Genomic DNA, 13,670 nt, shown 5'->3' on the forward strand with positions numbered 1-13,670 from the left:
AGGGATCATGGTGAGATTCAGAGGCGCCGCGGTGCTGGCCGCCGCGGTCCTGGTCCTGTCGGCCTGCGGCTCGGGCTCGGAGACCCCCGCGCCCGCGTCGAGCTCCCAGCCGCGCGTGCTGAAGCTCTGGCACTACGAGAGCGCCGACAGCGCCATGGGCAAGGCGTGGGACGAGGCGATCAAGAAGTTCGAGGCGTCGCACCCCAACGTGAAGGTCCAGTTCGAGGCCAAGGGCTTCGAGCAGATCCAGAAGACGGCCAGCATGGTGCTGAACTCCGACGAGGCGCCCGACATCATGGAGTACAACAAGGGCAACGCCACCGCCGGGCTGCTGTCCAAGCAGGGCCTGCTGACCGACCTCACCGAGGAGGCAGCCAAGCGCGGCTGGGACAAGCTCCTGCCCGGCGGCCTCCAGACCACCGCCAAGTACGACGACCGCGGCGTCATGGGCAACGGCAACTGGTACGGCGTCCCCAACTACGGCGAGTTCGTGATGGTCTATTACAACAAGGACCTGTTCGCCAAGCACAAGGTCGAGGTCCCGACCACGTTCGAGGAGTTCACGGCGGCCCTGGACACCTTCGTCAAGGCGGGCGTGACGCCCATCGCCAACGCCGGCGCCGAATACCCGGCGCAGCAGATCCTCTACCAGCTCGCGCTCACCAAGGCGCAGAAGCCGTGGCTGTCGGCGTTCCAGTCCTACCAGGGCAAGGTGGACTTCCACGGTCCCGAGTTCACCTACGGCGCGCAGACCTTCGCCGACTGGGTGAAGAAGGGCTACATCGCCAAGAACTCCTCCGGCCTCAAGGCCGAGGACATGGGCGTGGCGTTCATGAACGGCAAGTTCCCGATGATGATCAGCGGGAGCTGGTGGTTCGGCCGCGTCGCCGCCACGATCAAGGACTTCGAGTGGGGGCACTTCCTGTTCCCCGGCACCACGCTCTCGCCCGGCTCCAGCGGCAACCTGTGGATCGTCCCCGAGAAGTCGGAGAACAAGGACCTGGCCTACGACTTCATCGACATCACCATGAGCAAGGACATCCAGAACCTGCTCGGCAACTCCGGCGGGCTGCCCGTGGCCGCCGACCCGGCCGCGATCACCGACGCCCGGAGCAAGGAGCTGATCGAGACCTTCAACAAGCTCACCAGCACCGACGGCCTGGCCTTCTACCCCGACTGGCCGGCCCCCGGCTACTACGACGTCCTCGTGGCCGGCGTCCAGAACCTCATCAACGGCAGCAAGACGCCCGAGCAGGTGCTGGACGAGATCGCGGGGCCGTACGAGGACAACCTCGCCGACATAGGCAACTGAATGAGAGTGCGCACGAGGGGATACTGGCTCTACCTGGTCCCCAGCCTCGTCCTGTTCACGGCCGTGATCGTGGTGCCGTTCCTGATGAACGTCGGCGCGAGCCTCACCCGCTGGTCCGGGGTGGGCACGCCGCGCTGGGTCGGGTTCGACAACTACGCCCGGCTGATCGAGGACGAGCGGTTCTGGCAGTCGTTCCAGCACAACGCGGGGCTGATCGTGGCGATGGCCGTCGTGCCGACCGCGATCGGCCTCGTGCTGGCGGCGGCGCTGTTCGACTACATCGGCAAGCGGTTCGGGCCGCGCACGGCCTCGGCGCTGCGCGCGGCGTACTACCTGCCGCAGGTCCTGCCGGTGGCGGTGGCCGGCGTGGTGTGGGGCTGGCTCCTGCACCCGTCGTACGGCGCCGTCAACGAGATGCTCGGCCTGGACCTCGACTGGCTCGGCGACCCCGACCTGGCGCTGGCCACGGTCATGGCCGTCATGGTGTGGTTCCAGCTCGGCTATCCGGTCGTCATCTTCATGGCCGGGTTGCAGCGCGTCGATCCGGCCTACTACGAGGCGGCCGAGATCGACGGGGCCTCCTGGTTCCGGAGGTTCTGGCACATCACGATCCCGCAGATCCGGCCGGAGATCTTCGTGGTGCTGCTCACGTGCACGATCGCCGCGCTCAAGGTGTTCGGGCCGATCTTCGTGCTGACCAGGGGAGGGCCGGGCAACGCGACCATGGTGCCGTCGTACTTCTCGTACCTGAACTTCTTCCAGAAGAGCAACGTCGGGTACGGCTCGGCCATCGCCACGGTACTGGCACTGATCATCATCGTGGTGACGTTCCTGTTCCTGCGGGTCCAGGAGCGTGAGCAGTGAGGGGGCCGGGGCGCTGGGCGGTGCTGGCCGCGCTAGCCGTGCTCGCGGTCGTCATGCTGTTCCCGTTCGCGCTGGTGGCGCTCAACGCGGTCAAGTCGCCGGCGGACTACAGCACGCAGGGGCCGCTCGCCCTGCCGGACGGGCTCTATCTCCAGGGCCTGGTCGACTTCTGGAACCGGGTCGGCTTCGGCGGCAAGCTCTGGAACAGCTTCCTGATCAGCGGCTCCGTGGCGGTGCTCGCCGTGGTGCTGTCGGTGCTCAACGCGTACGCGCTGGGCATCGGCCGGGTCAAGGGGCGGCTGTCGATCCTGGTGCTGTTCCTGGTGGCCAACACGCTGCCGCAGGAGGCGCTGGCCTATCCGCTCTACTACCTGGCCAAGGCCGTGGGGCTGTACGACACCCAGCTCGCCGTGATCATCGTCATGACCGTGATCCAGGCGGCGTTCGGCACGTACCTGCTGAGCGCGGTGCTGGGCCAGTTCCCGAAGGAGATCCTGGAGGCCGCGGCCATCGACGGCGCGGGGCGGCTGCGCGCCCTGTGGCAGATCGTGGTGCCGATCAGCAGGCCCACGCTCAACGTCCTGCTGATCTTCTTCTTCATCTGGACCTGGAACGAGTTCTTCCTGCCGCTCGTCTTCCTCATCTCCAACGACACCCAGACGGTGCCCGTCGCCCTCGCCGTCCTGCAGGGGGAGAAGTACATGGACGCCACCATGTCCAGCGCCTCCGCCCTGCTCGGCATCGTGCCGGCGGTCGCCTTCTTCCTGATCTTCCAGCGCACGCTGACCCGAGGTGTGACGGTCGGCGCCATCAAGTGACGGAGTGCCCATGCGTTCACGTGTCCCCTTATTAGCCACCCTGACCCTGGCGGCCTCGCTGCTCGCGGCGCCGGCCGCCCAGGCGGGCGGTACAGTGGCGGACTTCCCGTTCCAGAACCCGCGCCTGCCCCTGGAGCAGCGGGTGGACGATCTGCTCGGCCGGCTCACGCTGGACGAGAAGCTGGGCCTGCTGCACCAGTCGCAGGCCGCGATCCCGCGCCTCGGCATCGCCTACCACAAGAACGGCACCGAGGCCCTGCACGGCGTGGCCTGGTCCAACGACCTGAACGACGGCTGGCGGCAGAAGTTCGCCAGCGGCACGGTGTTCCCGCAGGCCGTGGGCCTGGCCAGCACCTGGGACCCGGCCCTCATCAAGAAGGTCGGCTCGGCCGTCGGCGACGAGGCGCGCGGCTACAACGCCGCCGACCCGGTGGTGTGGGGCACCCAGGTGTGGGCTCCCGTGGTGGACCTGCTGCGCGATCCGCGGGCGGGGCGCAACGAGGAGGGCTACTCGGAGGATCCGTACCTGACGGGGGCGATCTCGACCGCGTACGGCAAGGGCCTCCAGGGCGACGACCCCTTCTACCTGAAGACCGCGCCGGTGCTGAAGCACTACCTCGCCTACAACAACGAGACCGATCGCGGGATCACCTCCTCCAACCTGACGCCCAAGCTCAAGCACGAGTACTACGAGCAGGCGTTCAAGACGGCGATCTCGGCGGACGCGGCGACCGGCGTCATGGCCTCCTACAACCTGGTCAACGGCCGCCCGAACCACGTCAACCCGGACCTCGACGCCGTGGTCCGCTCGTGGACCGGCAAGACCCTCTACAACGTCAGCGACGCCTGGGGGCCGCACGCGCTCACCGACCTGGAGCACTACTACGACAACAAGCCCGAGGCGTTCGCCGCCGTGCTGAAGTCGGGGCTCGACAGCTACACCATCGACGACAGCAACAGCGGCCCGATGATCACGCATCTCAAGTCGGCGCTGGACCAGGGCCTGATCGCCGAGTCCGACGTCAACGACGCGGTGCGGCACGTGCTGTCGATCAGGACGAGGCTCGGGCACTTCGACCCGGACGGCGGGCCGTACAAGAAGATCACGCCGGCGGTGATCAACACTCCGGCGAACCAGAAGCTCAACAGGGAGACCGCGGCCAAGGCCGCCGTGCTGCTGCGCAATTCCGGGACGCTGCCGCTGGCGAAGCCGAAGTCGGCGGCCGTGGTCGGGCCGCTGGCCGACCGGCTGCACCGGGACTGGTACTCGGGGCAGTTCCCGTACCAGGTGACGCCGCTCGCCGGGATCAAGGAGCGGGTGAGCGACGTGAGCACCGGGCAGGGGCTGGAGCGCGTCGCGCTCAAGCACCTGGCCTCCGGCAAGTACGTCACCGCCACCGGCACCGGCCCCGACGACAACGCCGCGCTGCTCGACACCGCGCCCACGGCCGCCTCCCAGTGGGACCTCACCGACTGGACCGGCGGCGTCTCCACGCTGCGCAACGCGGGCAACGGCAAGCTGCTCGGCGGCGACTGGCGCTCGCTCGACACCGACGACGCCGAGCCCGACGGCTGGTACGTGCAGCAGCAGTTCGCCCTGGAGCGGCAGTCCGACGGCAGCTACCTCATCCGGTACGCCGGTTATGAGACGGTCGAGGGCTGGTTCGGGCTGTCCGACCCGTACGTGACCGTCACCGCGGACGGCGCCCTGGCCCTGGCCCCGAAGGCCGAGGCCGCGAAGTTCGGCAAGGAGGTCGTCTCCGACGGCATCGCCGAGGCCGCCGCGCAGGCCGCCAAGGCGGAGGTCGCGGTCGTGGTCGTGGGCAGCCACCCGTTCGTGTCCGGCCGCGAGTTCCACGACCGGCCGAACCTGCAGCTCGGCGAGGGGCAGCGGCGGCTCATCGAGGCCGTGCGCAAGGCCAACAAGAGGACCGTCGTGGTGCTGGAGACCAGCTACCCGGTCATCGTGGACGCCCCGACGCTGCTGTGGACCACGCACGCGGGCGCGGAGACCGGGCACGCGGTCGCCGACGTGCTCTTCGGCGACGTCAACCCGGCGGGCCGGCTCACCCAGACCTGGCCGGCCAGCGACGACCTGCCGAGCAGGTTCGACTACGACCTGACCAAGACCGGCATGACCTACCTGTACGGGAAGGACAAGCCGCTCTACGCCTTCGGGCACGGGCTGAGCTACACCAGCTTCGGCTACCAGGCGCTCAGGGTCCAGGGCGAGCAGGTGAGCGTCAAGGTCACCAACACCGGCCGGGTCCGCGGCGACGAGGTCGTGCAGCTCTACACGCACCAGCGCGAGTCCCGTTTCGTCCAGCCGGTCAAGCAGTTGCGCGGCTTCCAGCGGGTCACGCTCAACCCCGGCGAGAGCCGCACGCTCACCTTCCCGCTGAAGAAGTCCGACCTCGCGGTGTGGGACCACACGCGCGGCAAGTGGGTCGTCGAGACCGCCACGCATGACGTGCTCGTCGGCTCGGCCTCCGACCGGATCAGGCAGACCACGAGGCTGCGCGTGTCGGGCGAGAGCGTCCCGGTCCGCGACCTGACGCGGACCACCCGGGCGATGGACTTCGACGACTACTCCGGCGTCGTCTTCGCCGACGAGAGCAAGGTCGCCGGCGAGGTCGTCGAGGGCTCGGCGGGCGACTGGGTGTCGTTCACCAAGGCGTCGTGGGGCTCGCGGCTGACGGCGGCGGTGGCGTCGGCGGGCGGCGGCTCGTTCGAGGTGCGCTCCGGCTCGCCGACCGGCCCGCTGCTCGCCACCGTGCCGGTGCCCGCCACGGGCGGGATCTACCAGTACGGGTCGGTGAGCGCGACGGTGAAGGCCGGCTCGGGCGCGCTGTACCTGGTGTTCAAGGGTGATCTGCGGCTGAAGGACTTCGCCCTGGCCCGATGAACCCGGCCCGATGAGCCCGGCCCGATGAGACGTTCCGTGGCGGCCATGAGCATGGTCGTGGCCGCCACGGAACCCTCCTCTTGGATAGTAGAGTTATCTAGTGTATAGATAGTGCTGCTATCCAATGAGGGAGTCGTGATGACGGTAATCGTCCTGCTGGTCGCCACCCTGGCGTTCCGGTCGCTGGGCGCGCTGGGCGTGACCCGGTTCGCCACCTGGCGGGTCAGCGCCGCCCACGGGCTGGCCGTCATGCTGGTCATGACGGCCAGTGCGCACTTCGTCCCGGCGAGCGTGACGTTCATGCCGAACCACGCCGACATGGTGGCGATGGTGCCGCCTTTCGTGCCGTTCCCCGCCTTCGTCGTCTATCTGACCGGCGTGCTGGAGCTGGCCGGGGCGGCCGGGCTCGTGCTGGAGCGCACCCGGCGGGCCGCGGGGATCTGCCTGGCGCTGCTGTTCGCCGCCATGCTGCCGGCGAACGTGTACGCCGCGCTGAACGACGTCACCCTCGGCGGCGAGCCCGCGACCCCGCTGTGGCAGCGCGTCCCCGAGCAGGTCCTCTACATCGCGATCGCGCTCTGGGCGGCTATCGAGGTCCGCGCGCGTAGCCTCGCACGTAGTCCACGGTGAACTCCTTCGGGTACGTGCCGGAGCCAGGACGGAACTCGTAGACGCCGAGCATGAGCTGCATCGGGTAGGCCGGCGACTGCCGCACCGTCCGTACGTGCCGCCCGTCCACCTCGAACGACACCTGCTCAGGGGTCCATTCGGCGGCGTAGACGTGGAACTCGCGGGCGTCGATCGGCAGCTCCTCCACGGTGAAGTCGTCGGTGATGGACGGGTCGCCGAAGGGGTGCACGCCCATGCCGACCTTTGAGCGGTCCGGGCCGACGTCCTTGCCGAAGATCTCGGCGACGCAGATCTCGGCCGAGCGCTCCGGCGCGTCCTCGTAGCCGATCATCCAGAGCGCGACCATCGAGTCCGGGTCGTCGAGGGCCTTGGCGCGCATCTCGATCCGGGCGTACTGCGGCGTGTAGAGTCGCCGCGCGGCCTGCTCCTCGCGGACCGTCAGGCCGCCGCGCCCGTGCTGGCCGACGGCGCTGCCGACCGGCCCGGAGAACACGCCCGTCTGGAGCGAGGACACCCGCAGCTCGCCCTCGGCCTCCGGGTGCCACGCGGGCTGGTCCTCCTCGACACGCAGCCGCAGCAGGCCGCCGCCCAGCCGGTGGCGGGCCCGCGCCGCCTCCCGGCCGCTCCATTGGGGCAGGTAGTAGGGGACCCACTTCGTCTCGTCCAGGCGGTCGCCGTCGAAGGTGTCCTCGAACTCCAGCACGTCAGTTGCTCCTTTAATTCGTTGTACGTCCAAACTATTGACCTCCGACGCCGCGATGTGTGAGCCTTCTGGGGAAGCTCATGCGCGGAAGGCGCGGAGACGGTCAGGGTCTCGCACTCTGCTCGTGCATGGCGGTCATCCGATGCCTTGGGGCCGCCCTCCGGCGTGCCCGGAAAGGAAGAGCCGCGCATGCGAAAAAGGTTATTGGCCTGCCTGGCGACGTTCGCCGTCCTGCTGGTGGTGGCCGTCGTCAGGATGACGCCGGTCTCGGCGGTCGCCTCGGATCCGTACGCGTACAAGAACGTACGCATCGACGGCGGCGGGTTCGTCCCCGGGATCGTCTTCAACCCGACGGAACGCAACCTCATCTACGCCCGCACGGATATCGGCGGCGCGTACCGCTGGAACCAGTCCACCAAGTCCTGGACTCCGCTGCTCGACTGGGTCGGCTGGGACAAATGGGGCTACAACGGCGTGATCAGCCTCGCCACCGACCCCGTACAGACCAACCGCGTGTACGCCGCCGTCGGCATGTACACCAACAGCTGGGACCCCAACAACGGCGCCATCCTGCGCTCCACCGACAAGGGCGACACCTGGCAGGTCACGGCGCTGCCGTTCAAGCTCGGCGGCAACATGCCGGGACGCGGCATGGGCGAGGCGCTGTCGGTCGACCCCAACGACAACCGCGTGCTCTACTTCGGCACGCCCAACGGCAACGGCCTCTGGCGCAGCACCGACTACGGCGCCACCTGGGCCAAGGTCGCCAGCTTCCCGAACGCCGGCAACTACGCCCAGGACCCCAATGACGCCAACGGCTACCTCAGCCACCGCCCCGGCGTCGTCTGGGTGACCTACGACAAGCGCTCCTCCAGCGCCGGCACCGCCACCAAGACCATCTACGTGGGCGTCGCCGACAAGGAGAACACCGTCTACCGCACCACGGACGGCGGCGCCACCTGGTCGCGCCTCGCCGGCCAGCCCACCGGGTACATCGCCCACAAGGGCGTGCTCGACACGGTCAACGGCTACCTCTACATCGCGACCAGCGACACCGGCGGCCCGTACGACGGGGCCAAGGGCGACGTGTGGCGCTACGCCACCGCGACCGGGACGTGGACACAGATCAGCCCCGTCCCGTCCTCCTCCAGCGACGACTACTTCGGCTACAGCGGCCTCACCATCGACCGGCAGAAGCCCGGCACGCTCATGGTCGCCACCCAGATCTCCTGGTGGCCGGACGTCATCTTCTTCCGCTCCACCGACTCCGGCGCCACCTGGACCCGGGTCTGGGACTGGACGTCGTACCCGAACCGCAGCTTCCGCTACACCATGAACATCACCGAGAACCCGTGGCTGACCTTCGGCACCAACCCGCAGCCGCCCGAGGTCACCCCCAAGCTCGGCTGGATGACCGAGTCGCTGGAGATCGACCCCTTCGACTCCAACCGGATGATGTACGGCACCGGCGCCACCGTCTACGGCACCGAGAACCTCACCCAATGGGACGCGGGCGGCCAGTTCACCATCCGGCCCATGGCCAAGGGCCTGGAGGAGACCGCCGTGCTCGACCTGATCAGCCCGCCCAGCGGCGCGCCCCTGATCAGCGGCCTCGGCGACATCGCCGGCTTCCGCCACACCAACCTGGACGCCGTACCGCCGATGATGTTCACCCAGCCGCTGTTCACCTCGACCACCAGCCTCGACTACGCCGAGAAGAACCCGTCCGTGATGGTCAGGGCCGGCAACTTCACCGACGCCGACCGCCCCAACGACAGCCACGTCGCCTTCTCCACGGACGGCGGCGCGAACTGGTTCCAGGGCACCGAGCCGGGCGGCGTCAACGAGGGCGGCACGGTGGCCGCCGCGGCCGACGGCTCCCGCTTCGTGTGGGCGCCCAAGGGCGTCACGCCCGTCTACTCGGTCGGCTACGGCAACTCCTGGCAGACCGCCTCCGGCCTGCCGACGGACGCCGTGGTCGAGTCCGACCGGGTCAACGCGAGCAAGTTCTACGGCCTGAGCGGCGGCCGCCTCTACCTCAGCACGAACGGCGGCGCCACGTTCACCGCCACCGCCGCGACCGGCCTGCCTGCCACGGGCAAGTTCAAGGCCGTGCCCGGCATCGAGGGCGACCTGTGGGTCGCCGGCGACGGCGGCCTCTGGCACTCCACCAACAGCGGCACGTCCTTCACCAAGGTCAGCGGCATCACCAAGTCGGTGAACGTCGGCTTCGGCAAGGCGGCGCCCGGGGCGACGTACCAGGCGATCTACACGGTCGCCACGATCGACAACGTCACCGGCCTCTACCGCTCCGACAACGGCGGGTCGAGCTGGCTGCGCATCAACGACGACAAGCACCAGTGGGGCAACATGGGCGAGGCGCTGACGGGCGACCCGCGCGTGTACGGCCGGGTCTACCTGGGCACGAACGGCCGCGGCATCATCTACGGCGACCGCACCGGCCCCCCGGTCACCGTCACCCCGACCGCGACCGTGACCCCGACCGCCACCGTCACCCCGACCGCCACCGTCACCCCGACGGGGACGGCCACCCCGACCGTGACCCCGACGACCGGCACCGGTTGCACGGCCACGTACAAGCCGGGCAACAACTGGCCGGGCGGCTTCGGCGCCGAAGTCACCGTCCAGAACACCGGCTCCTCGTCGATCAGCGGCTGGAAGGTCACCTGGACCTGGCCAGGCAGCCAGACCATCACCTCCCTGTGGAACGGCACCGTGACTCAGTCAGGCACGAACGTGACCGTGACGAACGTCGGCTACAACGGCAACCTGGCGGCGAACGCCTCCACATCGTTCGGCTTCAACGGCTCCGGCACCGCCACCACCCCCACCCTCACCTGCACCCCCGCCTAGTAGGTGGGCTCCCCGGCACCCACCCGTCGCCCGTTCACCAAGTGGGCCGCCGGGAGCCCACCCCAAAAGGTCCTCGCTCCGCTCGGGCGCCCCTCCTCGGGGATCGAGGCTCCGCCCCGATCCCCGGGCGAGAGGGCTTCCAGCCCTCTCCCGCTCTCCCGGATGCCCGGCCCCAGACGCGCTGGACCAGGAATTATGCCGCCTTATGGCTAGGACGTGCCCTCGACGTCGTGCAAGGCAGGGCTTTGAATGCCCTAGGTGTACGTCAGTCCGCCCGCGGCTCCGTCGGCCGGGCTCGACACCCGATCGGCGGGGCGGCTCATCGGGCCTGACCGGCGAGCAGGAGGCGCCACCATTCGAGCGCTTCCCCGCGGCGCCACCGATCGGCCGTCCAGGACACGGGCGGCACGCCCCGGCGAGGAGAGGTGCGGCGGCGGATCTGGTAGACGCCGCCGCAGGCGACCAGTTCGTAGGCGGTCATCCGGCAGGAGCAGGTGTACGCGACGACCCGGCCGGGCGCGAGGCCCTGCCCGATCCATCGCAGCGCCGTACGCTCCGAGCGTGGCGCGGCCGGATGCGGCGAGATGCCCGGACAATCCTCCTCCGCGATGGCATCAGGTCGAGCGAGAACGACGGCGGACGCGGTCACCGGGCCATCCATAGGGATGGGCGAGTCCGCTCAGCGATGCTCTCCTGCTCCGCGATGGCCTGGCACAGCTTCACCAGGTCGTCGGCGTCGACCGTACGGTGCGCGCCCGCGTCCTCGACGGCCCGGGAGAACGGCCGCTCACGCGTCGCCCAGAACCGTCCGGCGTCACTGCGCATGATCCGCCATCCGGCGAACACCGGACGATCGGCGGCTGCGTCCCTCTCGTGTGTCATGGGTCAGGACCACCATCATGATCAGGGACCCGTCGGCGATGTAAGGCATCGGTGGCGGGTCCGCTTCAGCAGGCAGTGGTTGTGAGGCTCCTGCCTGCGTCACCGGCTTGGACGACCCCAATCCTGATGCGCGGAGTAAACGTGAAATGACACACCGTGTGTTACGCGCGAGCTGTCAGGACAAGCCAAGCCAATCGGCGAAGGCGCACAGTTCGTCACTGCTGGCGCGGTGGAGGCGCAGGAGCGTCCCGACGTCCTCGCGTACCCAGCGGTGCTCACGCGTGTGTTGCGGCGCGATCCGGCGTGCGCTTCTCAACGCGTCGAAGGCGGCGTCTCTCATGCCGGCCCAAAGTCGGGCACGCGCCAACTCGATGAAGAAGCCACTCCGGCGTTCGGCGGACATGCTGGACGGTGGCGCCCAGGTGTCCCCGATGTCGAGAGCAGGCCGCAGATGGCCATCGCCGAGACTGACGGCGAACGAGACCTCATGGATGCGCACCGAGTCCGGCCCGAAGGCCGTCCCGTAATAGATGCCCTCGGGGACGATGCCGCCGAGCCGCTGAGCCTCGACCTGATGGCTCAAGGCGTCTTCCACCTGACCGGCGCGGGCCGCGACGACGGCAGCGCGCATGTGCAGCGACCCCAGTACGCCCATGTACTGGAGACTCGTGTCCTTACGGGTGCTAAGGCGGTCGATCTCGCATTCGAGGGCCCGTAGTCCCGCTCCGCAGGTGTGCGTGGCGAAGAAGACTTCGGTCCGTACGTAAGCCACTGACGCCGCGAGCAGCGGGTCATCCACGAGCATGGAGGTTTGGCGCATCAGGTCGATCAGCCGGGCCGATAGGTCCAGATAGCCGTACTTGTAGGCGACTGCGTCGGCCGCGCGGTACGAGGTGACCAACAGCGGTGCGAGAGCAGATGCCGTCCGACATCCTCGAACGAGTTCCGTGATCAGCTCAGGAAGCACGTAAGACAGCCGGACGTACTGGGATTCCAAGCGCCACCGGACCGCTTCGCGTGCGGCGACTTGCAGCTCAGGCAGGGGGCGCACTGGACCCTCGTCGGGAAAGTCGCAGGTGGTGATCGCCTGGCGCAGGAGGGGGATCGCGCCGTGGACCCGGCTGTCTGTGCGGTTGGTTCCATGCAGAAGCTGCGACGGATCGACACCAAGGGCCGCGGCGATGGCATCGAGAACGGTGTCGCCCGGGTTTCGGCTTCCTTGTTCCAGCTTTCGGATCATGCTGAGGGAGACGTTCGCTGCCCGTGCGAGATCGCTCTGCGTCATGCGGCGCGTGCTGCGGATCGCCGCGATGCGATCTCCCGCGCCCGCGCTGGTTTTCCTCGCCGAGGGCATGAGGGCTCCGTCCGGTCAGTTCCGCAGGAGAGCGGGAAGGTCTGCGAGCCCGCTGATGCGCAGATCGGCAGGTACGGCCGGGTCGTCGCTCCAGAGAAGCCCCCATGGTCCCCGTCGGATGAGGCAGGTGACGAGGCCCGCAGCCTTGGCTGGAATGACATCGTTCACAGGATGATCGCCGACGTAGAGCGTTTCTCCGGGGGGCGCGTCAGCGAGCTTGATGACGCGGTCGAAGAAGGCGACATCCGGCTTGGCCACACCCCATTCCGCCGAGGTGGCGATGGCGTCGGCGGGAAGGCGCAGGCCGCGCAGCAGTTCGCCGACCTTGGCTGTCTGGTTCCCGGCGATGCAGACGCGTAGGCCCATGTCCTGCAGGGCCTGAAGCCCATCCCGCACGTCGGGGTACAAGTCGGTGTCGTCCAGATACTCACCTCGGCCGGCGTTCTCGCGATCCCTGTACGCCGCCTGGAGGTCGATGCCGGGGCGGATCATACGGAGCGCTTCGGCGTTGTCCAAGCCGAGCGCCGTCACCGCGCCGACGAGCGCCGACATCGTGTGGCGGGACACCCCGAGCCAGTCAGCCCATGACCCCCAATACCGATCGTCGCTGACCAGCGTCTCGCCGATGTCGAACACCACAGACCGGACCACGTCGACAGCGTAAGCCGCTTGACTGACCTCATGCGGGTGTCTTCACGACTGAGCCTCAGAACTTCACAGTCGCCCTCGGCGCCCGAGGACGTGTGTTCTCCCATGTCAGCCGCTTCTCCTGTCATAGCAATAGCACGGCGTAACGCGAGGACCCCCGGGTAGCGGGCGGGCATGCACACGCTCGTGAGAGGTCTGATCGCCGGAGCCGCCGGGACCAGCGCGCTCAACGTCGTCACCTACCTCGACATGGCGATCCGCGCCCGCCCGGCCAGCAGCACGCCCCAGCAGGCCGTGGAGAAGATGGCGGGCCTGGCCGACGTGGACCTCGGGGAGGGGGAGCGGGCGGGCAATCGCAAGGAGGCGTTGGGCTCGCTGCTCGGCTACGCGACCGGGGCCGGGGCGGCGCTCTGTTACGGGCTCGCGGCCGCGCGGTGGCGGCCGTCGTGGCCGGTCGGGGTGCTGGCGCTCACGGCGCTGGCCATGGTGGGCTCCAACGCCCCGTTGACGATGCTCGGCACCACCGATCCGCGCTCGTGGTCGGCCACGGACTGGATCTCGGACGTCATGCCGCACCTGGCGTACGGCGTCACCGCGTACGCCGCCTACCGCCTGTCGACCGGCGATCACTACGGCGGGCGCTGACGCCGTTCCTCGGGACGGGACGACGCGATCAACGC

At 68.9% G+C, this 13,670-nt stretch carries 12 protein-coding genes; 7 read left to right on the forward strand and 5 right to left on the reverse strand.

Going from position 1 to position 13,670, the window contains the following annotated elements:
- Positions 1-7 precede the first annotated feature (7 nt).
- The 5 genes from ABD292_RS40105 to ABD292_RS40125 all read left to right on the forward strand — a co-directional run bounded on the left by ABD292_RS40105 (position 8) and on the right by ABD292_RS40125 (position 6,529).
- Positions 8-1,312, forward strand: a complete 1,305-nt coding sequence (locus ABD292_RS40105; protein WP_344216990.1) for an ABC transporter substrate-binding protein — start codon at positions 8-10, stop codon at positions 1,310-1,312.
- Positions 1,313-2,176 carry a carbohydrate ABC transporter permease gene (locus ABD292_RS40110; RefSeq protein WP_344216992.1) on the forward strand — a complete coding sequence of 288 codons (864 nt, stop codon included), beginning with the start codon at positions 1,313-1,315 and terminating at the stop codon, positions 2,174-2,176.
- Complete coding sequence (locus tag ABD292_RS40115; protein ID WP_329585085.1) at positions 2,173-2,994, forward strand: carbohydrate ABC transporter permease; 822 nt, start codon at positions 2,173-2,175, stop codon at positions 2,992-2,994. The genes ABD292_RS40110 and ABD292_RS40115 overlap by 4 nt, the downstream gene beginning before the upstream one ends.
- Positions 2,995-3,004: 10 nt before the next feature.
- Positions 3,005-5,899, forward strand: coding sequence for a glycoside hydrolase family 3 protein (locus tag ABD292_RS40120; RefSeq protein ID WP_344216994.1), 2,895 nt, complete (start codon positions 3,005-3,007; stop codon positions 5,897-5,899).
- Positions 5,900-6,037: 138 nt separating this feature from the next.
- Entirely contained in the window at positions 6,038-6,529 is a 492-nt protein-coding gene (locus ABD292_RS40125) for a DoxX family protein (RefSeq protein WP_344216996.1), read from the forward strand.
- Here ABD292_RS40125 and ABD292_RS40130 read toward each other — a convergent pair.
- Positions 6,486-7,232: a glycoside hydrolase family 16 protein gene (locus ABD292_RS40130; RefSeq protein ID WP_344216998.1), complete on the reverse strand. Its 747-nt coding sequence runs from the start codon at positions 7,230-7,232 to the stop codon at positions 6,486-6,488. The genes ABD292_RS40125 and ABD292_RS40130 overlap by 44 nt on opposite strands.
- A 189-nt stretch (positions 7,233-7,421) precedes the next feature.
- On the opposite strand from ABD292_RS40130, the gene ABD292_RS40135 reads away from it, so the two are divergent.
- Positions 7,422-10,106: a cellulose binding domain-containing protein gene (locus tag ABD292_RS40135; protein ID WP_344217000.1), complete on the forward strand. Its 2,685-nt coding sequence runs from the start codon at positions 7,422-7,424 to the stop codon at positions 10,104-10,106.
- Between the two features lie 319 nt (positions 10,107-10,425).
- Here the strand turns inward: ABD292_RS40135 and ABD292_RS40140 are convergent, their stop codons facing one another.
- The 4 genes from ABD292_RS40140 to ABD292_RS40155 all read right to left on the reverse strand — a co-directional run bounded on the left by ABD292_RS40140 (position 10,426) and on the right by ABD292_RS40155 (position 12,981).
- Positions 10,426-10,755 (reverse strand): hypothetical protein, encoded by a 330-nt coding sequence (locus ABD292_RS40140; RefSeq protein ID WP_344217001.1) that lies wholly within the window; start codon positions 10,753-10,755, stop codon positions 10,426-10,428.
- Complete coding sequence (locus ABD292_RS40145) at positions 10,752-10,988, reverse strand: hypothetical protein (protein WP_344217002.1); 237 nt, start codon at positions 10,986-10,988, stop codon at positions 10,752-10,754. Before ABD292_RS40145 ends, ABD292_RS40140 begins: the two co-directional genes overlap by 4 nt.
- A 175-nt stretch (positions 10,989-11,163) precedes the next feature.
- Positions 11,164-12,342, reverse strand: coding sequence for a helix-turn-helix domain-containing protein (locus tag ABD292_RS40150; protein ID WP_344217003.1), 1,179 nt, complete (start codon positions 12,340-12,342; stop codon positions 11,164-11,166).
- Positions 12,343-12,357: 15 nt separating this feature from the next.
- Positions 12,358-12,981 carry an HAD family hydrolase gene (locus ABD292_RS40155; protein WP_344217005.1) on the reverse strand — a complete coding sequence of 208 codons (624 nt, stop codon included), beginning with the start codon at positions 12,979-12,981 and terminating at the stop codon, positions 12,358-12,360.
- Between the two features lie 183 nt (positions 12,982-13,164).
- On the opposite strand from ABD292_RS40155, the gene ABD292_RS40160 reads away from it, so the two are divergent.
- Positions 13,165-13,635, forward strand: a complete 471-nt coding sequence (locus tag ABD292_RS40160; protein ID WP_344217007.1) for a hypothetical protein — start codon at positions 13,165-13,167, stop codon at positions 13,633-13,635.
- Positions 13,636-13,670: the final 35 nt, after the last annotated feature.

The organism is Nonomuraea bangladeshensis, assembly GCF_039529455.1.
GTDB lineage: Bacteria > Actinomycetota > Actinomycetes > Streptosporangiales > Streptosporangiaceae > Nonomuraea > Nonomuraea bangladeshensis.

What these genes read in the sequence shown, in the direction of transcription:
- ABD292_RS40145 (WP_344217002.1), bottom strand. Translation starts at nt 10,988, where the DNA reads ATGACACACGAGAGGGACGCAGCCGCCGATCGTCCGGTGTTCGCCGGA.
- ABD292_RS40105 (WP_344216990.1), top strand. Translation starts at nt 8, where the DNA reads ATGGTGAGATTCAGAGGCGCCGCGGTGCTGGCCGCCGCGGTCCTGGTC.
- ABD292_RS40125 (WP_344216996.1), top strand. Translation starts at nt 6,038, where the DNA reads ATGACGGTAATCGTCCTGCTGGTCGCCACCCTGGCGTTCCGGTCGCTG.
- ABD292_RS40110 (WP_344216992.1), top strand. Translation starts at nt 1,313, where the DNA reads ATGAGAGTGCGCACGAGGGGATACTGGCTCTACCTGGTCCCCAGCCTC.
- ABD292_RS40135 (WP_344217000.1), top strand. Translation starts at nt 7,422, where the DNA reads ATGCGAAAAAGGTTATTGGCCTGCCTGGCGACGTTCGCCGTCCTGCTG.
- ABD292_RS40160 (WP_344217007.1), top strand. Translation starts at nt 13,165, where the DNA reads ATGCACACGCTCGTGAGAGGTCTGATCGCCGGAGCCGCCGGGACCAGC.
- ABD292_RS40150 (WP_344217003.1), bottom strand. Translation starts at nt 12,342, where the DNA reads ATGCCCTCGGCGAGGAAAACCAGCGCGGGCGCGGGAGATCGCATCGCG.
- ABD292_RS40120 (WP_344216994.1), top strand. Translation starts at nt 3,005, where the DNA reads ATGCGTTCACGTGTCCCCTTATTAGCCACCCTGACCCTGGCGGCCTCG.